The sequence below is a fragment of the Verrucosispora sp. WMMD573 genome (genome assembly GCF_027497175.1).
GTDB lineage: Bacteria > Actinomycetota > Actinomycetes > Mycobacteriales > Micromonosporaceae > Micromonospora.
Genome location: NZ_CP114901.1, coordinates 229157 through 250558 on the forward strand (window position 1 = coordinate 229157; position 21402 = coordinate 250558).

Consider the following 21402-nt stretch of genomic DNA (forward strand, 5'->3'; position numbering starts at 1 on the left):
ACCCGACCCGGGAACGGCGTGGTCAACCCTGGGACAACCGGTCCAGATGGCGTTCCCGGGCCTGCGCGTAGCGCTCCCGGATGCCGGGCACCGGTTCGGCGGCGTGCTCCTCGGTGCCGGACGGGGTCCAGGACGGCGGTTCCCCCGTGCCCAGAGCCAACCACGCGGCCTGCCGGGCGGCACCGTCGGCCACGTACTCGCCGGGCGGTGGGACCACCACCGGGCAGCCGAAGACCTGCGCCGCGATGCGACGCACCGCCGCCGAGCGGGCGCCGCCGCCGACCAGGATCACCCGGCGTACGGTCGCGCCCTGGGCGGCGAGCGCGTCGAGCCCGTCGGCGAGGGCGCAGAGCATCCCCTCCACGGCGGCCCGGGCCAGGTGCGCCGGAGTCGAGGTGCGCAGGGTCAGCCCGTGCACCGCCCCGGTGGCGTCCGGCAGGTTCGGAGTGCGCTCACCCTCCAGGTACGGCACCATGACCAGCCCGTCCGCGCCAGGCGGTGCGGACAGCGCCAGGTCGGCCAGCTCGTCCAGGCTGACCCGCAGCATCGCCGCGGCGGCGTCCAGCACCCGGGCCGCGTTCAGCGTGCAGACCAGCGGCAGGAACCGGCCGGTCACGTCGGCGAAGCCGGCGACGATACCGCTCGGGTCGGCCGCCGCAGTGTCCGCGACGCTGAAGACCGTGCCGGAGGTACCGATCGACACCACCACGTCGCCGGGGCGCGCGCCGACGCCGAAGCCGGCGGCGGCATTGTCACCCGCGCCCGGCCCGAGCAGCGTCTCGCCCGGGCCGGTGGCGGCCACGGCACCGGACAGCGCCGCCGGAGCCAGCCGGCCGGCGGCCTCGGCGGGGCCGAGCACCGTCGGCACCCGCACCGCCCGGCCGAGCGCCCGTTCCAGCAGGTCCGGCCGGTACTCACCGCTGGCCGGGGACCAGTAGCCGGTGCCGCTGGCGTCGCTGCGGTCGGTACGCAGCGCGTCCAGCCCGGGAGCACCGGCCAGCCGCCAGGTCAGCCAGTCGTGCGGCAGGCAGACCGCCGCCACCCGGTCGGCGTTGGCCGGCTCGTTACGGGCCAGCCAGCGCAGCTTGGTGACGGTGAAGCTGGCCACCGGCACACTGCCCACCGCGTCGGCCCAGAACCGGCGACCGGCCTGCCCCTCGCCCGCCTCCTGGACCAGCTCCGCCGCGGCACCGGCGGACCGGGTGTCGTTCCACAGCAGCGCCGGCCGGACCACCTCGCCGGACTCGTCGAGGCAGACCATGCCGTGCTGCTGACCCGCCACGGAGACCGCGGCGACGTCGGTGAGCCCACCGGCGGCGTCGATCGCCGTCCGGAGGGCCGACCACCAGGCCGAGGGGTCGACCTCGGTGCCGTCCGGGTGCGGTGCCCGGCCCTGCCGGACCAGGGCACCGGTCTCCGCGTCCCGGACGACCACCTTGCACGACTGGGTGGAGGAGTCCACCCCGGCGACGAGCGGCATGCCGGCCGCCTCAGCGTGCGCCGAGCAGGTGCTCGACGGCGAGCTGGTTCAACCGGACGAAGCCGAAGCCCTTGGCGGCCACCGCGTCGACGTCGAACTCCTCGAACGCGCTGGTGTCGGCGAGCAGTTCGGCATAGCCCTCGCCGTCGCCGAGGGTCGGCACGCCCAGTTCTGCGACCTTGCTCGCGGACAGCGCCTCGGCCACCTCCGGGTCGGCCCGGAACGCCGCGGCCCGCTCCTTGAGCAGCAGGTAGGTGCTCATGTTCGCGGCCGCCGAGGCCCAGACCCCGTCGATGTCCTCGGTGCGGGAGGGCTTGTAGTCGAAGTGGCGGGGGCCGTCGTAGCCGGGGCCGCCGGCCGTGCCGCCGTGCTCCAGCAGGTCGACCAGCGCGAACGCGTTGAGCAGGTCGCCGTGGCCGAAGACCAGGTCCTGGTCGTACTTGACGCCCCGCTGACCGTTGAGGTCGATGTGGAACAGCTTGCCCTGCCAGAGCGCCTGGGCGATGCCGTGGACGAAGTTCAGCCCGGCCATCTGCTCGTGCCCGACCTCCGGGTTCAACCCGACCCGCTCCGGGTGGGCGAGGGTCGAGATGAACGCCAGGGCGTGCCCGACGGTGGGCAGGAGGATGTCGCCACGCGGCTCGTTGGGCTTCGGCTCCAGCGCGAAGCGCAGGTCGTAACCGCGGTCGATGACGTACTGGCAGAGCAGGTCCACCGCCTCGCGGTAGCGCTCCAGCGCGGCCTGGACGTCCTTGGCGACGTCGTACTCGCCGCCCTCCCGGCCTCCCCACATGACGAAGGTCTTCGCGCCCAGCTCAGCGGCGAGATCGACGTTGCGCAGCACCTTGCGCAACGCGTACCGCCGGACGTCGCGGTCGTTGCTGGTGAAGCCGCCGTCCTTGAAGACCGGCTGCTGGAACAGGTCGGTGGTGACCATCGGCACCACCAGGCCGGTCTCGTCGAGCGCCTTGCGGAACCGCGCGATCTGGGCGTCCCGGGTGGCGGCGTCCGCGCCGAACGGCACCAGGTCGTCGTCGTGGAAGGTGACACCGTACGCGCCCAGCTCGGCGAGACGGTGCACCGACTCCACCGGATCCAGCGCGTCACGGGTGGCGTGGCCGAACGGGTCTCGGCCCTGCCAGCCGACCGTCCAGAGCCCGAAGGAGAACTTGTCGGCAGGGGTGGGACGGGGTGCCATGGCAGACCTCCGGTGATGTCATCCGCTATTTGTTCAGTGGTTGAATTAAATGACTGTGATGTGGCAGTGTCAAGGGGTGAAGCCACCCACAGCCCCGGCCGGCGCGGTGCGGCAGGGCAGCCTGCGTGAGCTGAATCTCGCCCTGGTGCTCGGCCGCATCGCCGCCGCCCGTCGCCCCCCGTCGCGGGCCGCGCTGGCCGCTGACACCGGCCTCACCCGGGCTACCGTCTCGGCGGTGGTGGAGGATCTGGTCGCCGGCCGCCTCGTCACCGAGGCGGACCCGACGCCCCGGGCCGGCGCCGGGCGTCCGGCACGCGGTCTGATGTTGGCCGGCGACGGTCCGGCCGGTCTGGGGCTGGAGATCAACGTCGACTATCTGGCCGCGTGCGTCGTCGACCTCGGCGGTCAGGTCCGGCACCACACGGTGCACCGGGCCGATCTGCGACCCGTCTCCCCGGCCGACGCGCTCGGCCGGCTCGCCGAACTGGCCGGCCGGGCCCGCGCCGACGCCGACGCCCAGGGCCTGACCCTGGCCGGCGCGGCCCTGGGCGTGCCCGGTCTGGTCGACGACGCTGGTCGGGTCCGCCTCGCACCCAACCTGGGCTGGCGGGACGTGCCGGTGCCGGAGCTGCTGGCCGACCATCCCCCACTCACCGAGACAGTCGACGGGGTGCCGCCCCTGGTGGTGGACAACGAGGCGAACCTCGCCGCGTTGGGCGAACTGCACGCCGGTGCCGCACCCGGCAGCTTCCTGCACATCTCCGGCGAGGTCGGCATCGGCGCGGGCATCGTCCTGGACGGCGCGCTGTTCCGAGGTGCCCGTGGTTGGAGCGGCGAGATCGGGCACATCCCGGTCCGCCCGGACGGGCCACCCTGCCGCTGCGGCGGCCGTGGCTGTCTGGAGCTGTACGCCGGGCAGGAGGCGATCCTGTCCGCCGCCGGCCTGGCCGGAGCGGACCTGCCGGCCGACCGGGCGTCGACCCGGCTGACCCAGCTCGCCACCGCCGAGCACCCCGACGTGCTGCGCGCCCTGGCCGAGGCCGGCACCGCGATCGGGGTCACCGTGGCGAGCGTGGTCAACCTGCTGGACCTCGACACGGTGGTGCTCGGCGGCGGCTACGCCCCGCTCACCGGCTGGCTCCGGCCGCCCGTACTCGCCGAGATCGAGCGCCGGGTGCTCACCGCGGCCTGGTCGCCGGTCACCGTCCGACCGGCCACCCTCGGTGCCACGGCCGCCGCGGTGGGAGCGGCCGGATCGGTGGTACGCCGGATCATCGCCCGTCCCGGCGGATGGCTGGCCCGGCTCTGAGGCTCTCGGCAGGAGCCTCCCGGGAGCAGCTCGGTACGCTTGCCCCCTGGTAACCAACCGTCAGCCCGAGGAGTGCGCTACCGGAATGTGTACTGGTCGACACTGCCCGGCGCCCGGTGTCCGCCGGTGACCAGCACCCGACCGGGCACCTTCGCCGGTGCGGCCGGCGAGCGGGCCGACGACGGGCGGTCGCACCACGCCGCCACCGAGGTACCGCACCGCACATCTCCCGTGGACGCCGATCTCGCCCGTGAGTTGCTCGATGGGCTCGACGAGGGGGTGCTGACCACCGACGACGCCGGGCTGGTGGCGCTGGTCAACGCGATGGCCGGGCAGTTGCTGCCGGACATCGTCGTCGGCACCGACCTGGCCGGTTGTCCGCTGCCGGCACTGGCGGCCGCGAGCGCCAGCGGCGCCGACGACTTCGAGGGTGAGCACCACGGTCGGCGGCTGCGGGGGGTCCGCCGCGCTCTGGGCGGCCACCGATCCGCCTGGTACGTGCGGGACGTCACCGACGAGCACAACCGAGTGGCGGAACTGCTCGCCGAGCGTCGGCGTACCCAGTTCCTCGCCGGTGCCGGCCGTCGGCTGGGCCTGGCACTGGAGCGTGACCAGGCGCTGCACGCCGTTGCCACCCTGCCCGTGCCCTATCTGGCCGAGCTGGCCCTGGTGGTGCACCTGCCACCGACGCCTACCGAGTACCGGCCGCACTGGATCCGGTACGCCGCTGGCGACACCGCGCCGATCACCGGCACGGTCGACTGGGACGTGGTCGCTGCCGTACCCGGTCTCGTCGAGGCCCTCGATGGCGAGACAACCGATCCGCGCCCCTGGCCGGCTCTCGGGTCGGGCAGACTCGACCCGTTGCTCCCGGCGGGCCTCGATGCGTCCACGACCCTGCTGGTCAGCCCGATGCCCGGCGCCGGCCGGACGGCCGGCGCCCTGGTGCTGCTCCGCCCCCCTGAGCGGGCCAGCTTCGACCGGCGCGACGTCGAGCTGGTCCGGGAACTCGTCGCCCGGGCCGGTGCGGCACTGGCCACCGCCCAGCTGCACGACGAGCAGAGCCACCTCGCCCGGGTGCTCCAGGACAGCCTGCTGCCGCCGAGGCTGCCCACGGTGGCCGGGGTGAGCATGTCCGGCGGCTACCGCGCGGCCGGGGACAGCCTGCGCATCGGTGGCGACTTCTACGATGTGCTGCCGGCCGGCGACGGTGCGCTGTTCGCCGTCGGGGACGTGAGCGGCAAGGGCGTCGGCGCGGCCGTGCTCACCGGCCGGGTACGCCAGTCGTTGCAGACCTTGCGGCTGGTCGAGCAGCAACCGCGGGAACTGCTCCGGCTGCTCGACCAGGCGCTGCTCGACACGCCGGACGCGGCCCGGCGCGGCCAGTTCACCACCCTGCTGCTGGGCGCCGTACGCGCCGGTCCTCAGGGCGGGCTGCGGGTGCGGATCGCCGGTGGCGGGCATCCGGCGCCCCTCGTGATCCGCGCCACCGGCACCGTGAGCGCGATTCGGGTGGGCGGAATGCCGGTCGGCGCCCTGCCCGGCGCCCGATTCGCCAGCGCCGACGTTCGGCTGCGTCCCGGCGAGTTGCTGTTCGTTCGTACCGACGGGGTCGCCGAGGCCCGGGGCGGGCCGCGCGGTACCGAGACCTTCGGTGAACGTCGGCTACGCCGGACACTGGCGGCCGGCGCCGGGCTGCCCCCGGCGACGCTTGTCGACCGCGTGCTGCACGAGGTCGACACGTGGTGTGCCGGGCACCGTCACGACGACGTCGCGATGCTGGCCATCGGGCCGACCGGGGACTGATCAGACGGCCATCCGGCTGACCGGCGCCACCGACGGGCCATCCGGCCGGGCGGCGCCACCGACGGAGTACGCCACCGGCGCCCGATGCGGTGCGGCCCCGGTCAGGCCGTCCGGAAGACGGAGGCGTCCCCCGCCGCCCAGCCGCGCGACGCCGCCTCGACGGCATCCCGGCCTTCCGTCTGCTCCAAGCGTGGCTCCTCGGCCTGGGGCACCAGCGACGACACCGGTCGGACGACCCGCGCGCGGGCGGCCTCGTCGAAGGCGCGCAGCCCGCGCAGCAGCGCCTCCCGGGCCCCGGGAGTCATGTCAGCCAGGATCGCCGCCAGGTGCTGACGACGGTCGTCGCGCAGTTCGGCCAGCAACCGGCGGGCCTCGGCGGTCAGATGCAGCGAGATCTCCCGACGGTCGGCACGACCCGGCTCCCGCTCCAGCATCCCGGCGGCCACCAGCCGGTCGCAGAGTCGGCTGGCCGAGGAGAGCAGCATGTCCAGGCCGGTGGCGAGGCGACGCAGGTTGATCCCGTCGTGCCGCTCGACGAGCATGACGGCGCGCAGCTGGGCGGTGGAGATGCGGTTGGCTGCCCGCTCCCGCGCACCGTCCCAGACCGTCAGCAGGGCACCCGCCGCGGTATCCAGCTCGGCAGCCATACTCATCTCGGGTCCCGGTGGACCATGCAGTTCCGCCATGGTGCGCCTGAGCGTACCCCGATTCCGTCGGTGGATGGGCTTGTGATCAAGGAGAGACCATGAGCGAGCCGGTCAACAAGGGCCGCGCGGCCATCACCGCCGCCCCGGTGGACCTCCTCGTGGCGCGCGTCGGGGAGCTGTTCGAGCAGGAGTACGGCATCACCGAAACGGAACTCCTCCAGGTCGACTACCGACTCGCGGCGCTGCTGCCGCTGGGCGGTGGGGAGGCGGTGACGACGCCCGGGCACCCGGCGTGGCGCTGCTTCGACCACCAGAGCCCGACTCACGCCGACGGCGTCGGGTACCTGCCGGTGAGCATGCGGGGCGAGCGGCGGGGCGTACTCCGGGTGACGCCGGTCACCGAGGTCCGACTGGCCGAGCTGGCGGAGGTCGCCACCGCGCTGGCGCACGAGCTGGCCGCCGTCGACGCCGGCACGGACGTCTACCGCGTGGCCCGGCGCAGCCGCCGCCTCACCCTCGCCGCCGAGGTGCAGTGGGAGCTGCTGCCGGGGCGCAGCCGGCTCCGTCCCTCCTTCAGCCTGGCCGGTCAGCTGGAGCCGGCGTACGCGGTGCGCGGCGATAGCTTCGACTGGTCCGACGATGGTGAACGGGTCTGGCTCGCCACGATCAACGGGATGGGTGAGGGGGTCGCCGCGTCGATGCTCACCACCCTCGCCACCTGCGCGCTGCGCAACGCCCGGCGGGCCGGCATCTCCCTGGCCGACCAGGCCGCCCTGGCCGACCAGGCCGTCTACGACCTGCACCGGGGCGAGCAGTACCTGGCGACCCTGTTGCTCGAACTCGACCTGCACACCGGGCTGCTCACCGCCGTCGACGCCGGCTCGCCCCGGCTTGTCCTGCTGCGTGACGGCGAGGTCAGCATTCAGCCACTGGAGGAGCAGTTCCCGCTCGGCATGTTCGAGGGGACCAACTACCGGGAGCAGTTCGTCCAGCTCCAGCGCGGGGACCGACTGTTCATGATCAGTGACGGGGTGATCGAGGCGGCCGGGAGCACCGAGCAGTACGGCCAGACGGCGCTGGACCGGATGTTGCGCCGGACGGGACCGATGACGGCGCTGGACGCGGTGCGGTCCCTGCTCGGCGACCTACGGGCGTTCGTCGCCGGTGATCTCACCGACGACGCCGTCGTGGTCTGCCTGGACTGGCTCGGCCCGCAGCCGTGAGGTCCCTTTCCCGCCGGGTCAGTACGCGCCGCGGCTGTTGACCACCGCGCCGACCGTCTTCCACAGGATCGTCAGGTCGGCGGCGAGTGACCAGTTCTCCACGTAGTAGAGATCGAGCCGGATGCCGTCCTCCCAACTCAGGTCGGACCGTCCGCTGACCTGCCAGAGCCCGGTCATTCCCGGTTTGACCAGCAACCGGCGGGCGACGTCTCCGTCGTAGCGGGCGACCTCGGAGGGCAGCGGCGGCCGGGGACCGACCAGGCTCATCTGCCCCAGCAGAACGTTTACCAGCTGCGGCAGCTCGTCCAGCGACCATTTGCGCAACAGCCGGCCGACCCGGGTCACCCGGGGATCGTCGCGCATCTTGAACAGCAGGCCGTCGGTCTCGTTGCGGGCGGCCAACTCCGCCAGCAGCACGTCCGCGTTGACCACCATGGTGCGGAACTTGAAGACCCCGAACTCCTCGCCACCCTGCCCGACCCGGGTCTGCCGGAACAGCACCGGCCCCCGGCTGTCCAGTTTCACGGCCAACGCGATGACTGCCAGCAGCGGCAGCAGCAGGGCCAGCGCGATCAGCGACAGCGACCGGTCGACGAACGCCTTGACCAGCTTGCGGACGCCACTGAACTCGGGGGCCTCCACGTGGATCAGCGGCAGGCCGGCGACGGGCCGGGTGTGGATGCGCGGGCCAGCCACGTCGGTCAGCGCCGGGGCCAGCACCAGGTCGATGCCGGTGCCCTCCAGCTGCCAGCCGAGCCGACGCAGCCGGGTGGCGGTCAGTTCCCCGCAGGCGGTGACGGCGACCGTGTCCGCACCGATCGCGGCGGCGGCCTCCGGGATGGCCCGGAACGAGCCGACCACCGGCACGTCGCCAAGCCGCTGGGCGACCGGGGCGAGCAGGGCGTCCGGAATGCAGGCACCGACGACCTGGTAGCCGGCGTACGGCTCACGACGCAGGGTGTGCACCAACTCCAGCACGTGGGCGGTGTCACCGACCACCAGCACCCGTCGTGACCAGCCTGACCCCTGCGACCGGGCGCGGTGCAGGCGCTTACGGGCGGCGAACCGGGCCACCTCCAGACCGATCGTGCCCACCGCGAAGGCGATGGCCAGGAAACCTCGGGAGACACCGACGTCGGCGACGTAGCCCGCGATCGCGGTGGCGCCGGCCAGCCGCAGACTCGCCATGCTCACCCGTCGGTACTCGTCCGCGCCGTAGCCCACCACCCGGTCGTCGTAGCAGCGCAGCGCCTTGAGCGAGACCAGCCAGGCCAGCACGAGCGCCGGAGCGACCAGGACGTACGGCACCGGGCCACGGGGGGCAGCCTCACCGAACCGGACCGCGTATCCCACGAGCACCGCCACCGCCAGCACGGCGGCGTCCAGCACGACCAGGGTGCGGACGTACGCCCGCTGGTCGGTGCGCACCGGTCGCCCCGGTGGCGGTGGGTCGTGCGGTCGCGATGACGATCTGACCGGAGTCAACAGCGTCGCCGAGGTCACCAGCCCTCCCACTTCGCTCGCCGACGGCACGGGCCCGGCCGGGTGGGCCGGGTCTGCCGATGCACGACGACATCCTGCCCTGACAACCATGACTACCAATTGCTTCCGACGTATTGCCGTCAGTTTCCAAGGCGTAGGACAACGAGAAAGGGGCCTGTGGTAACGGCGAAACCGGTACCACAGGCCCCTTTTCGGGAGTTCTCCGGTCAGGCGGGCGCCTTCCGCAGCGCGATCGCCCGGAGGAAGATGTCACCGATCTTGGTGGGATCGGTGGCGACGAACGCGCCGCCACCGGCGCTCTTGGCGATGGTGTCCAGCTCCGACTTGCTGACCTCGGTGCCGATACCGATGATGATCACCTGGATGGGCTGGTCCGGATCCTTGATCTGCTTCAGCTCGGCGAGCAGGGCCTTCTGGGAGATGCCGTCGGCGTCCTCGTTCTTGCCGTCGGTGAACAGCACGATCGAGTTGACCTTGCCCGGTTCCCAGTTCGCCTGGACGTCCTTGTACGCGGCCAGCAGCGTGTCGTACAAGCCGGTGTCACCGCTCGACGAGACGACCCGGTCCAGGCCCCGCTCCAACTCGCTGCGCTGTCGCGACAGCGGCGCGATCGGCACCAGCTCCCGGTGGTCCCGCGAGCCCACCAGGTTGGTCGAGAAGACCCACAGGCCGATCGACCAGGAGTCGTCGAACAGGTTCAGCCCTCGCCGCGCCGCCTCCGTGGTGACCTGCTGTCGGGTCGCCCCATTGGCCGTCGGCACCTCGTTCTTCATCGAGCCGGAGACGTCGATGATGCAGAGCATCCGGCCGGACAGCGTGGCGATGGACCAGCTGGAGACCGCCCGCTCCACCGCGTCCGGCGCCAGCCCACCGGCGGCGACGCCGCCCTGCGCCGGAGGCGCGATGGAGGCGTCCCCGCCGGCCGGGCTCGGCGCGCCCTGCGGCGCGTTGAAACCGGTGCCCCAGTTGCCGTCCGGCGCGCGCAACGACTGCGCGGCCAGCTTGTCCTTGAACGACGTCGTGGTCAGCGCCTCGAACAGCACCCCCGCCGCGGACGCCTTGGCCGGCTCGATGCCGGGCAGCACCGCGTACGGGTAGTCCAGCGGCAACGGCGCCGGCTTCAGGTAGAGCGCCGCCAACGGCACCGGAGGCTTCCGGGCGTTGTACTCGATGACATCCTCCTCGGACAGCGCCGCCGCACCGAGGGCGCTGGCCAGAGTGGTGGCGTCGGTGGCCGTCGGGAACTTGGCGAGCAGGTCCTGGCGCAGCGCCGAGGCACCCGAGGCCAGCGCACGCAACGCGCCGACGCGCTCCTGCTCGGCGGTCTCGCCGTCGGTCGACGCCGCGGCCGTCATCATCGACAACAGGCCGGACAGCCCGGCGGCGTCCCGGGTCGGCTCCACGATGCCGGTCTTCAGCGGCCGGTCACTGTTGAGGCGCGTCAGCAGGTCGGTCCAGCCGAGCTCCTGCTGCGGCCAGCCCAAGCGGGTGGCGATCGGCTCCGGCATGGCGACCACCACCGGGCTACTGGCGATGGACGAGCCGTTGCCGGGCTCGAACGCCGCCGCGCCTCCGGTCTTGAGTCGCAGCAGCCAGGTGGAGGAGTCCGGGATCCAGACGTCCGGGCTCACCGCGGTGCCACTGGCCTGGCCCACTCCGGCCAGGATGGCGCCGTGCTTGGCCGCGACCACCGCGGCCACCTCGACCGGGTCGGAGGCGGCGACCGTCACGTCGATGCACGTGCCATCGACCGCGGCGCCCTTCTCCTCCCATTCGGTGGCCGCCTGGTCGACCGCCGGGGCGAGCTCGCTCGCCACCGCGACGGACAGCTCGATCTTGCCCGAGCAGTCCTGGCCGGCGAGTTGGCGATAGCCGACCCACCCACCAGCGGTGACGACGAGTACGCCGACCGCTGCTGCGGCGGCGGCACCGTGGATACTTGAACGCATGCGATGGCGGCCTGCTGACACGCAGACCATCTTGCGTATCCGACCGTTCTACTGCCATGGCCGTTCGGACGAAAGTTACAGAGGAGAAACAGTTTACCCCGGTTCCGTCACTTTGAGTGATGAGTCAGCGTCACAATGTGGATGCATCTATGTCCCAGGCCCACGATCAGGGCAGAACGCAAGTTGGGCTCGCAATCGGCAACGGCTCTCCGACCGCCACCGGCACACCCGTCGTCGCGTCGACCCGGAAGGTGCGCACCATGTCCGCCCGTTCGTCGGCGACGTAGAGGTGTTCCCCGATGAGTGCGAAGTGCCGGGGCCACTCGCCGCCGGTCTCCACCTCTGCCACGATTTCCGGCAGGCCCGCACCGAGCGCGAAGACGGTCACCGTGCCGACGCCTCGGTTGGCGACGTAGAGATAGCGGCCGTCCGGACCGATTCCGATCTCGGACGGCTGCACATGCCCGCCCCGGTCGCTGGCGTCGACCCGGCCCCGCTGGTGCAGCGCCCCGTCGATCAGCTCGTAGGCAAGCACCGAACCATCAAGCTCACCGGAGACGTAGCAGCGCCGCCCGTCGGGGTGCCGGGCCAAATGCCGAGGACCCACCCCGGCGGCGGTTCGCACCCGGGGCGCTCGTGGCACCAGTCGCCCGCTGGCGGCGTCAAGGTCGTACCGGTAGATCGAGTCGGTGCCCAGATCGACCACCAGCAACGGCGACCCACCGGAGCCCGGCGAGACCATGTGAGCGTGTGCACGCTCCTGGCGGTCGGGGTCGGCCCCGTGCCCCTGGTGCGCCACCACGTCGGTGCGCTCGCCCGGCACTCCGTCCGCATCGAGCGGGAAGACCGTCACGCTGCCGCCACCGTAGTTGGCCACGAACAGGTGCCCACCGTCGGGCGCGACCGCCAGGTGGCACGGCTCCGCACCACCGGTGGGCCACGAGCCGACGGACGACAGGTCACCGTCGGCCCCGACCTGCCACGCGCTGACCTGGCCGTCGGGCAGCTCGTTGACCGCGTACAGCAGGGGCCGCGTCGGGTGGCGGGCGAGGAAGGAGGGCGACGCGGTGACCGCGACGGTGCCCAGCGACGTCAGCTCGCCAGTGCGCGGCTCGCGCCGGGCGGCGACGATGCCGGTGCCGCGCCCTCCGCTGGGCGCGGTGTACCCGCCGATGTGAACGATCTCGCCTCGACCTGCCACCGGCTGCCGCCCTCTCCGCTCGTTCTCGTCGGAACCCACCTCAGAAGCCTTCCCCCGGCACCGGCGGATTAGACCTCCCCACTGCGAACCGGCCGTCCGTGGCCCGCCGACCGATCTACGGCCGGTCGACTCAGGCCGTCGGCACCGGCTCGCCCCGATGCCGGGCGACGTGCTCGACCAGAGAGATCAACACGGTCTTGCCGGACTGCCGGTCCCGGGCGTCACAGAGCACCATCGGCACCTCCGGGTCCAGATCCAGGGCCCTCCGCACGGCCTCCAGGCTGAACCGACGGGAGTCGTCGAAGCAGTTCACCCCGACCACGAACGGAATGCCCCGCTGCTCGAAATAGTCGATCGAGGGAAAGCAGTCGGCCAGCCGCCGGGTGTCGGCGAGCACCACCGCACCGAGTGCACCGAACGCCAACTCGTCCCAGAGAAACCAGAACCGGTCCTGCCCCGGCGTGCCGAAGAGGTACAGCTGAAGATCGTCGTTGATGGTGATCCGCCCGAAGTCCATCGCCACCGTGGTCGTCGACTTGGCCTCCACCCCGGAGACGTCGTCGGTGTCGATGCCAGCGCCCGTGAGGATCTCCTCGGTCTGCAACGGCCGAACCTCACTCAACGCGCTCACCAGCGTTGTCTTGCCGGCGCCGAAGCCGCCGGCGATGAGGATCTTCAGCGCGATGGGCACCCGATGTCCCCGCCGATCGCCGTCATAACGCACGGAGTCCATCGACCACCGCCTTGAGGATGTTGTTGTCGGGCAGGTACGTGGCGCGCGGTGGCTGGTGTACGGCGACCAGTCCCCGGGACAGCAGATCACCAAGTAGCACCCGGACCACGCCGACCGCCAGGTCCAGGTCCGCGGCGAGTTCCACGACGGGGGTGCCCCGGCCGGCCAACTCCACCAGCAGCCGGTGCTCCGGATACAGCTCCGGGTAGGCCGCGAGGTCCGGGTCCGGCTTCGCCGACACGTACGCGACCAGGTCGAACCCGTCCGCGCTGGGACGCACGCGCCCACCGGTGAGGGTGTACGGCCGCACCACCGGCCCAGCGTCGTCGTCGAGCCACTCGTGTCGATGCTCGGGTAAGTCAGTCCGCATCGGTGGCACCCACCGACGCTCGGGCTGGCGCTTGCAGGTTCTCGCCCACCCGGGTCACCAGCATCGCCATCTCGTACGCCACCAGGCCGATGTCCGCGTCGGCGTCGCTGGCGACCGCCAGGCACGCCCCCTGCCCCGCCGCGGTGACGAAGAGGTACGCGGACTCCATCTCCACCACGGTCTGCCGGACCGGTCCCCCGGTGAGGTGCCGGCTCGCACCCCGGGCGAGACTGGACAGGCCGGACGCCAGCGCGCAGAGGTGTTCGGCATCGGCGGCGTCCATGCCGGCAGAGGAGCCCAGCAGGAGTCCGTCCGCCGACAGCACCACGGCGTGCCGCGCGGTCGGTACCCGCTCCAGCAGATCGTCCAGCAACCAGTCGAGATCTGCGTTCTGCCTCGTCGATTGCATCAGGCATCCCTCTCAGTCGCGGTCGGGGAATCCCCAGGCGTCGGCGCGGTGCCCGCCGGGGAGCCGGGCGGTGCGGTGGTCCGGTCCTCGTCCCCCGGACCTGACCCGGCCCGGTCGGGAACCTCCACCGATGACCCGGCCTGTTCGGTCGGGCCCACGGCAGCTGCGTCGGCCTGGTGGTTCGGCTCCGCCGGGGACGGCGTGGCCCGGTCGGGCGCGTTCTCGGTTGGCGGTCCGCCCGGTTTCGGGTTCGAGGTGCGAACGGCGTCACGCCGGCCCCGCGCGGTGCCCGCCTGCAACGCCGACATGACCCGACGTGCCTCCTCCGGGCTTCGGGGCGTCGGATCACGGTGCGGCCGGGCCGCCACCACCGGTTGTCGGACGGTCGGAGCGTCGAGTGCGGCCGTCCGTCCGGGCGGTGCGGTCATCGCCGGCAACTGGATCGTGGGCGCGTCCAGCCCACGGTGTGCCTCCGGGTGGGCGGGTACCGGCCCGGCCGACGCCCCATCGGCCCCGGATGGCCGTGTCGTTGCTCGTTGTGGTTCCGTCCCGGTCCGGGCGGCGGGCGGGACGGCGGGGGCCACCTCGGAACCGGACGGGACGGCGACGGCCTCGGTGCCCGACCCGGGCGGCGGGCCCGATGGGTCGGCGCTGGCGGTGACGGCGTCGCGGCGACGGATCCGGCGGGGCAGGCCGTCGGCCTCCGCAGGCCCGACCGTCGAGCGTCCGCCCGCAGCCCGGGCAGTCGCGCCGGACGTCGGAGCGGCGGAAGCCGGGCCGCCGGCCGATACCGCCGTGCCGCGTTCAGCGATGCGGGTTCGCGGTCGGGGCACCGTGGTCAGCCGGGTAGCCCGGACCAGCCTCCGCTGCTCCGGCGTGGCACCCCGGTCGTCGCCGGCCAGCACCTCCGGGCCGGGCAACGGCGACGGTTCCTCGGTGATCAGCTCGGTCGGGATGAGCACCACAGCGGTGAGTCCGGCGCCCTCCGACCGACGCAACCGCACCCGGACGTCGTGCCGGGCGGCCAGTCGCGCCACCACGAACAGCCCCAGCCGGGCGGTCTCGCTGGGATCGAACTCCGGCGACCGGGCCAGTTTCCGGTTCGCCTCGTCGATGGCCGCCTCGCTCATGCCGAGGCCCTCGTCGGTGACGGAGAGGGCGTAGCCATGGGCCACGTGCGCCCCGGAGACCGCGACCCGGGAATCGGGCGGCGAGAACGTCGTGGCGTTCTCGATCAGCTCGGCGAGCAGGTGGATGATGTCCCCCACCACCCGGCCGACCGTGCCGGCGGGCTGCACGGTGGTGATGTCGACCCGGTCGTACGACTCGACCTCGGAGATCGCCCCACGGATCAGGTCCACCATCGCGACCGGGCTACGCCAGCCCCGTCCTGGTGCGGCACCAGCAAGGATGACGAGGTCCTCCGCGTGCCGCCGCAGCCGGGTGGCGAGGTGGTCGACACGGAACAGCTCGGCCAGGTGATCGGGGTCCTCCGCGTCGCGCTCCAACCGGTCGAGCAGAGCCAACTGGCGGTGCACGAGCCCCTGGCTGCGCCGCGCGACGTTCAGGAAGACGTCGTTGAGGCCGTGCCGCAGGCTCACCTCGACCATGGCCGAACGGATGGCGGCCCGGTGTACCTCGGAGAACGCCTGCGCGACCTGGCCGATCTCGTCGGCGCCCCGATCGGCCACCGACGCTTCCTGCGCCAGGTCGACCTGCTCGCCCTTGCGCAGCCGGTCCACCACCTCCGGCAGGCGCCGTTCGGCGTCGGCGAGGGTGCCGCGTACCCGGGTCAGCCGTTGCGCGAGGGAGCGACCGACCCGGACCGCCACCACCAGCGAGAGCACGACGGCGATCAGGCCGAGCAGGCCGGCGGCGGCCAGCCGCACCATGGTCCGAACCGCCATCGGCACGGACCGGTCGGCCAGTCCGTCCGCCTGGGTCAGCTCGAAGTCTCGCAGCGACTGCTGCACCGTGTCGTAGCTCGTCTGCCACACCTGCGGGTCGAGCCGGGGCCGGGCCGACGGATCCGCGGTCACGATGTCGTCCTGCATCGCCCGTAACCGATCGAACGCCTCCAGCTCGGTCAGCCGTTGGTACGCGGTCCGGTCCGCCTCGGGCAGGTCGGCCACCGCGGCCTCGGCCAGGAACCGCTGATTGCCGATGCCCTGCACGAGCAGGGTGTGCTCGCCCTCGGCGAACCCACCGGCCGTCAGCACACCGGCCAACAGCGCGTCGGTCTGGCCCAGCAGTTCCCGCGAGCGACCGAGGCTGGTCAGCGCCAACGCCTCGCGGTTGAGATCGTGATCCGGCAGGTTGGCCAGGGCCGTGAAGGTCTGGAAGGCCGACGAGATCATTCCGCTGTAGAGGCCGACGGCACCGGTGCGGTCCAGATCCCGGCGATCGATGAAGCCACGGCCGGCCGGCAACGCGTCCAGCTCACCGACGAAGCGATCGAGCCGGGCTTCGAGCAGCTCTCCGGCCGCGTCCCGCAGCTGCTCCCCATCGACCCGCCGACGCAACTCGCCGACTGCCGCGTCGGTGCGGGCCCGTTGTTCCACCAGGGCCGGCAGCACGCAGTTGGCCGGCGGCTGTCCACACTCGGTGCGGGGCGAGGCGAGATGAACCACGGAGAGCCGTCGTTCCCGTTGCAGCTCGGCCACCACCGTCTCGCCCGGCCGGCCGAGGTCGTACAGAAGAGTACGGGCGGCGAGCAGGTCGAGCGCGGGCCCGAAGGTGAGCGTGGTCGCGAAGATCCACAGTGCCAGCAGCGCGGTCACCGGCACGACGACCAACGCAGTCAGCTTCGAGCGGATCGGCCAGTCGCGGGTGTTCAATCGGACCTCGCCCGGAAGGGTGGCTGGAAGGGCTCCGGCACAGCCGGGCAGCGCCGTCACCGGGGCGCGCCCCGGTCGTCCCACCGGAACGCCGGCTCGGGCGCCTTGGGCAGGATACGTAATCCGCGCCGGTCGCACTACCGTCCGTCGAGACTACCGGTACGTTGCCGAACGTCCCGACGACGAACCGCCTGTCGGGTTCCGCCCGGCCGGCAGCCAGGTCGAGCCAGGAAAGTGCTCCGGAACGGGATTGGCGATCAGTACGTGGCGGGAATACCTGCAGGCGAAGGAGGAGCCATGTCGCCCACGCAGATAGTCCTCACCGTCCTCGTCATCCTGGTGGTCGCCGCCACCGCCGCCGCCGTCGTCGTGGCCGGCCGCCGCCGGGCGCTCCGGCAGCGTTTCGGCCCGGAGTACGACCACGTCGTCGCCGAGCAGGACAGCCGCAGCGCCGCCGAGCGCGAGTTGCGCGACCGGGAACGCCGACACGCCGAACTCGAACTGGTCCCGCTCACCCCCGAGTCCCGGGTCCGGTACACCGAGGCGTGGGAGGAGCTTCAGGTACGTTTCGTCGACTCCCCTGCCGAGACCGTCGGACAGGCCGACGAACTGGTCAGCCGGCTCATCGCCGAACGCGGATACCCCACCGGTGAGTTCGACGACCAGATCGCCCATCTCTCCGTCGAACACGCGCGCACGCTGGGCCACTACCGTGACGCGCACGAGATCCACCTGCGCAACTCCCGGGGCGAGGCCAGCACCGAGGATCTCCGCCAGGCCGTCGTCCACTATCGCGCCCTCTTCAGCGACCTGCTCGGCGAGGAGCCGCCGGGCACCGCGGGGGCACCGGAACAGCGCCATCCCGACGCCGTCCACGACGCCACCAACCGCTGAGGAGATCACCATGCGGCAGGAAGAGCAGCAGCTCAACAACGACCACCCGGAGACCGTACGCTCCGCCCCGGTGGCGGTGCCGAACACTGAGGACGACCGGGAGTCGCGCGGCGGGACCGACACCGTCGACGAGCCGACGGAGCGCGACCCGTCGGAGGCCGACCGGGGTCGCCCATGGGACGGCCGTCCCGGCTCCGACGGCGAGCGCACCGAGTTCAACGAGCCGGGTCCGGTACCGACCACCTTCGGCGCGACCACTGTCGGTGGCGCGGTCGCCGCGTCCGCACTAGCCAGTCCGCGCCCCGAGGACGAGCGCGACCCGCGTGAGGAGGACACCGCCCGACCGGGTGACGGCGCGGTCGACGGGGAGCGGGAGGGGCGGCGGGCGGACCCGACGGCCGAGTTCGACCGGATCGGCGAGGACGTCGACCGGGCCGACGACGACCTCGACGACAACGACACCGAGGCGTCGGCCGCCGCCGACCGGACGGCGGACGACCGGCTGACCGACCCCGTCGACGTGGACAGGGCGACAGACGACGAACTCCCGCGGACGACGGAGGGCGACCACACGGCGGCGGCGGGTGGTGCCGGCTACGGCAGCGCCACTCCCACGATGGTCGACCCCGACACGCAGCCGTCGGGCGAGGGCACGGCCAGCCCCGGGGCGGCGGTTCCGGCCGGGGCGGCGACCCTGTTCGACGACGCGACCGCACAGGGCTTCCGGGACCGCTGGCGCGACGTCCAACTGCGCTTCGTGGACGACCCCCGGGCGGCTGCCGGCGAGGCACAGTCACTGGTGGAGGAGGCCATGGAGGCGCTCTCGGCCGCGCTGACCGAACACCGCAACAAGCTCGGCGGCTGGCAGGAGGCCGGCTCGTCCGACACCGAGCAGCTGCGGGTGGCCGTACGCGAGTACCGGGATTTCCTCGACCGGGTACTCGGCCGCTGACCGGCGGCAGTTCAGCGCCACGACGTTTCACCCGAAGGCGGGTGCCCCGGATCCGGGGCACCCGCCTTCGGCGTACCTCCGGCAGGCATGGGCACCGGTGGGGCGGGTACGCCCAACAGGGCCGGAAAGCGCCGCGGACAGGAGGGCAGCAGCGATGACGGATCGTGATCGGCAACGACCGCTGGAGGAGCGCCCCGAGGCGGCCGCGGCGGTCGACGACGACAGCACCGTTCCTCAGCTGATGACCGGGGGCGGTCCCGACCGGAACGATCCGGCATTCGCCGAACCGGATGATCCGACCGGAAGCGGGCCGACCGCCGACATCATCGCCGATCCGTACGCCGCCGGTACCGGCGCGACGGGCACCGGCACCGGTGCCGGCGGGGACAACATCCGCACCGGCGCAGAGCAGCCCTGGGAGCCGGAGGACCTGGTGATGGCTCGCGGGCAGGACCTCACCGCCGAGAACATCGAGCGGGCCCGGCGCGACTTGGACGAGACCGGCCGCACGGCGATCGAGAAGACGGTTCCCTGATCCGCATGCGCTACGGTGCGCCCTCGCCGCGGCGGCGGTAGCCGGTTGCGGCATGCCAACGCCGTCGAGCGGGTGACGGCAACCGTGGCGCAGGCGGCGCGAGGGGCCCCTGGTCCGACCGGTGCGGTCGGACCAGGGGCCCGGGTGACCTGCCGCCGCAGCGCCTCACCTACTGTCGGCGGCGGGTATGCCTGTGCCCGTCAGGACAGCGGCGGGTAGGCGTTGCGCATCAGCTCGGAAAGCTGCGCCGGGAACCAGGCACCCGAGATCGGTGCGTCCGGCAGGGCACCGCTCATGCTGTTGCCGTTGCGCTCGTTGCCCTGGTAGGTCGGGTCGCACATCCGGTCGAAGCCCTTGCCGTCGTTGTTCGGGATCTCGCGGCTGGAGCCGTCCGACTCACCCGGGGGCTTGATCCAGACGTACGCGTCGATGCCGGATGCCGGTGCGGCCTTCGGGCGCTCGCCCAGACCCGCGCCGGACTGGTTGCACCAGTTGCCCTTGTGGATCCGGCGATCGATGCGGCCACCGTCCACGTAGGCGTTCACGCTGGTCGTCGGGCCCGCGGCGGTGGGCCGGTTCGGGCCGCCCCAGCCGTTACGCGAGGTGTCGATCAGCATGCCGATGTTGCTGGGGAAGCCCTGCCGGACCAGTTCCTGACGGAAGGCCTGAGCGAAGCTCTGCTCGTCGTTGTACTGGTTCCAGTCGATCCAGTCCGACTGCCGCACCGTCTGCCCGTTCACCGAGTCGGTGACCTTGGCGTACGGCTCGACCAGTGCCGAGTAGTTGGCCGTGTTGGTGATGAAGCCGTGCACGTGGTTGACGGTGGCGCCGGAGGCGCCGGCGGCCTCCCGCAGGATCTGGGCGGTCGGGGTGAAGTTGCTGTCCCAGCCGATCCAGCCGTGGTGCCCGGCGTCGATGTAGTTGTAGACGTTCGGGATCGCGCCCAGCTTGGCCAGGGCGTAGCCGACACCCTGCACGTACGCGCCGTTGGCCTTGACCGTGTCGCACATCGCGGTGCCACCCGGGTTGCCGGAGGTGTTGGTCACCAGGTTCGGCAGCGAGTCGATCTCGATGATGTTGATGATCCGCAGGTTGCGGTACTTCGCGTCACCCTGGATCGCCGCGATCGGGTCGATGTACTCGGCCTTGTACTTCGGCAGCTCGTCCGCCTTCAGCTCACCGTTGGAGGCGAGCGCCGCGCAGTCCCGGCCAGGCAGGTTGTAGATGACGACCTGGATGAACTGCGCGTTCTGCCGCAGCGCCTCGTCCAGGTGGTCACGCAGCCCCATCGGACCGTTGGACTGGCTGTTGTCGGTACCCTCGATCGCCGCGATCCGGTCCAGCCACACGCCGGTCGGGGTGTTCGAGATGCGGCTGCCACCGCTTACCGATTCGGCCTTGGCCTTCCACTCCGGGTTCACGTAGCCCCGGGCGTTCACGTACGGGTTGTCCACCTTGGTGCCGGGCGGCGGCGTGGTGGGCGGCGGGGTCGTCGGCGGCGGGGTGGTGGGCGGAGGCGTGGTGGGGGGCGGCGTCGTCGGCGGCGGGGTGGTCGGCGGCGGCGTGGTCGGGGTCGTGCCGCCGTTGCAGGCCACCCCGTTGACGGTGAACGAGGTGGGCTTGGGGTTGCTGCCGCTCCACGAGCCGTTGAAGCCGATGCTCGTGCTGGCACCGGTGGCCAGGTTTCCGTTCCACGACTCGTTCTGCGCGGTCACGTTGCGGCCCGACTGGCTCCACCGGGCCGACCAGCCCTGCACGAGACGCTGGTTGGCGTCGGGGAACGTGAAGCCGAGCGTCCAGTTGCTGAGCGCGTCGCCGACGTTCCTGATGGTGATGTTGGCGGTGAAACCGCCCTGCCAGTCGTTGGTCGTGTAGGCCACGTCGCACTGCGTCGCCGCGTGCGCCGCGGTCACCGGTAGCGTCACCAAACCGCCCGCGACCAGCGCGCTTGCGCCGGCCAACGCCACGGCCCGGCGTCGACCGGACAGCCTTCTCCACACATTCATGCCACTGATCTCCTTGGGCGAGACCGGATCCGCGTACGGCCCGGCACGTGGCCCGAGGGACGTCCTGCGCGGACGGCCGCCGGTACCAACGGGATTCTTCGGGAGCGCCCGACCCGGACGGGCGTTGGTGGTGGTGCGACGACCGGCGTCACCGGTCGGCGGCCAGGTGGTCGTCCGGCGAACCGGATGCCCTCGACACCTGCCTGCGCGGTGTGGCTCTGCTCACCGCGTCCTGCGATTCTTGCATGGGAGCGCTTCCATGGCAATGGTTCGATATTTTCGAAACGCTACCGGGCAAATGCCGCAACACCACTACAACGCGAGCGGCGCGCCCTGGCAAGCCCTGCGAC

16 protein-coding genes and 1 pseudogene are annotated in these 21402 nt (G+C 72.3%); 6 read left to right on the forward strand and 11 right to left on the reverse strand.

Annotated features, from left to right (window positions below; translation table 11 throughout):
- Positions 1-22: 22 nt before the first annotated feature.
- Entirely contained in the window at positions 23-1480 is a 1458-nt protein-coding gene (gene xylB / locus O7601_RS01130) for a xylulokinase (RefSeq protein WP_281564456.1), read from the reverse strand.
- Between the two features lie 10 nt (positions 1481-1490).
- A complete protein-coding gene (xylA, locus tag O7601_RS01135) occupies positions 1491-2678 on the reverse strand; it encodes a xylose isomerase (protein WP_281564457.1) in 1188 nt (395 codons plus the stop codon).
- Between the two features lie 76 nt (positions 2679-2754).
- Between xylA and O7601_RS01140 the strand changes: the two genes are divergently transcribed.
- Both O7601_RS01140 and O7601_RS01145 read left to right on the forward strand, forming a co-directional pair.
- Positions 2755-3987, forward strand: a complete 1233-nt coding sequence (locus O7601_RS01140) for an ROK family protein (RefSeq protein WP_281564458.1) — start codon at positions 2755-2757, stop codon at positions 3985-3987.
- 126 nt (positions 3988-4113) lie between these two features.
- Complete coding sequence (locus O7601_RS01145; RefSeq protein WP_281564459.1) at positions 4114-5793, forward strand: PP2C family protein-serine/threonine phosphatase; 1680 nt, start codon at positions 4114-4116, stop codon at positions 5791-5793.
- 101 nt (positions 5794-5894) lie between these two features.
- On the opposite strand, the gene O7601_RS01150 is transcribed toward O7601_RS01145, so the two are convergent.
- Positions 5895-6446 carry a MarR family transcriptional regulator gene (locus O7601_RS01150; RefSeq protein WP_281564460.1) on the reverse strand — a complete coding sequence of 184 codons (552 nt, stop codon included), beginning with the start codon at positions 6444-6446 and terminating at the stop codon, positions 5895-5897.
- Between the two features lie 92 nt (positions 6447-6538).
- Here O7601_RS01150 and O7601_RS01155 point away from each other — a divergent pair, with 92 nt between their 5' ends.
- Positions 6539-7663, forward strand: coding sequence for a PP2C family protein-serine/threonine phosphatase (locus O7601_RS01155; RefSeq protein ID WP_281564461.1), 1125 nt, complete (start codon positions 6539-6541; stop codon positions 7661-7663).
- Positions 7664-7681: 18 nt separating this feature from the next.
- On the opposite strand, the gene O7601_RS01160 is transcribed toward O7601_RS01155, so the two are convergent.
- From O7601_RS01160 to O7601_RS01190, 7 genes and pseudogenes are all read right to left on the reverse strand, one after another.
- Positions 7682-9166, reverse strand: coding sequence for a sugar transferase (locus tag O7601_RS01160; RefSeq protein WP_281564462.1), 1485 nt, complete (start codon positions 9164-9166; stop codon positions 7682-7684).
- 206 nt (positions 9167-9372) lie between these two features.
- Entirely contained in the window at positions 9373-11136 is a 1764-nt protein-coding gene (locus tag O7601_RS01165) for a substrate-binding domain-containing protein (protein WP_281564463.1), read from the reverse strand.
- Between the two features lie 145 nt (positions 11137-11281).
- Positions 11282-12316 carry a lactonase family protein gene (locus O7601_RS01170; RefSeq protein WP_281566753.1) on the reverse strand — a complete coding sequence of 345 codons (1035 nt, stop codon included), beginning with the start codon at positions 12314-12316 and terminating at the stop codon, positions 11282-11284.
- Positions 12317-12446: 130 nt separating this feature from the next.
- On the reverse strand, positions 12447-13049 hold the full coding sequence (locus O7601_RS01175; protein WP_281564464.1) for an ATP/GTP-binding protein: 603 nt from the start codon (positions 13047-13049) through the stop codon (positions 12447-12449).
- A complete protein-coding gene (locus O7601_RS01180; protein ID WP_281564465.1) occupies positions 13030-13419 on the reverse strand; it encodes a DUF742 domain-containing protein in 390 nt (129 codons plus the stop codon). Before O7601_RS01180 ends, O7601_RS01175 begins: the two co-directional genes overlap by 20 nt.
- Complete coding sequence (locus O7601_RS01185; RefSeq protein ID WP_170863617.1) at positions 13409-13828, reverse strand: roadblock/LC7 domain-containing protein; 420 nt, start codon at positions 13826-13828, stop codon at positions 13409-13411. The genes O7601_RS01180 and O7601_RS01185 overlap by 11 nt, the downstream gene beginning before the upstream one ends.
- A 263-nt stretch (positions 13829-14091) precedes the next feature.
- Positions 14092-16665 (reverse strand): annotated as a pseudogene (locus tag O7601_RS01190) (nitrate- and nitrite sensing domain-containing protein); the annotation flags it as partial.
- 297 nt (positions 16666-16962) lie between these two features.
- On the opposite strand from O7601_RS01190, the gene O7601_RS01195 reads away from it, so the two are divergent.
- From O7601_RS01195 to O7601_RS01205, 3 genes are all read left to right on the forward strand, one after another.
- Positions 16963-17559, forward strand: coding sequence for a hypothetical protein (locus O7601_RS01195; protein WP_281564466.1), 597 nt, complete (start codon positions 16963-16965; stop codon positions 17557-17559).
- A gap of 10 nt (positions 17560-17569) precedes the next feature.
- Positions 17570-18511, forward strand: a complete 942-nt coding sequence (locus O7601_RS01200) for a hypothetical protein (RefSeq protein ID WP_281564467.1) — start codon at positions 17570-17572, stop codon at positions 18509-18511.
- A 154-nt stretch (positions 18512-18665) separates the two neighbouring features.
- Complete coding sequence (locus O7601_RS01205; RefSeq protein ID WP_281564468.1) at positions 18666-19046, forward strand: hypothetical protein; 381 nt, start codon at positions 18666-18668, stop codon at positions 19044-19046.
- A gap of 200 nt (positions 19047-19246) precedes the next feature.
- Here the strand turns inward: O7601_RS01205 and O7601_RS01210 are convergent, their stop codons facing one another.
- Entirely contained in the window at positions 19247-21052 is a 1806-nt protein-coding gene (locus tag O7601_RS01210) for a glycoside hydrolase family 6 protein (RefSeq protein WP_281564469.1), read from the reverse strand.
- Positions 21053-21402 lie beyond the last annotated feature (350 nt).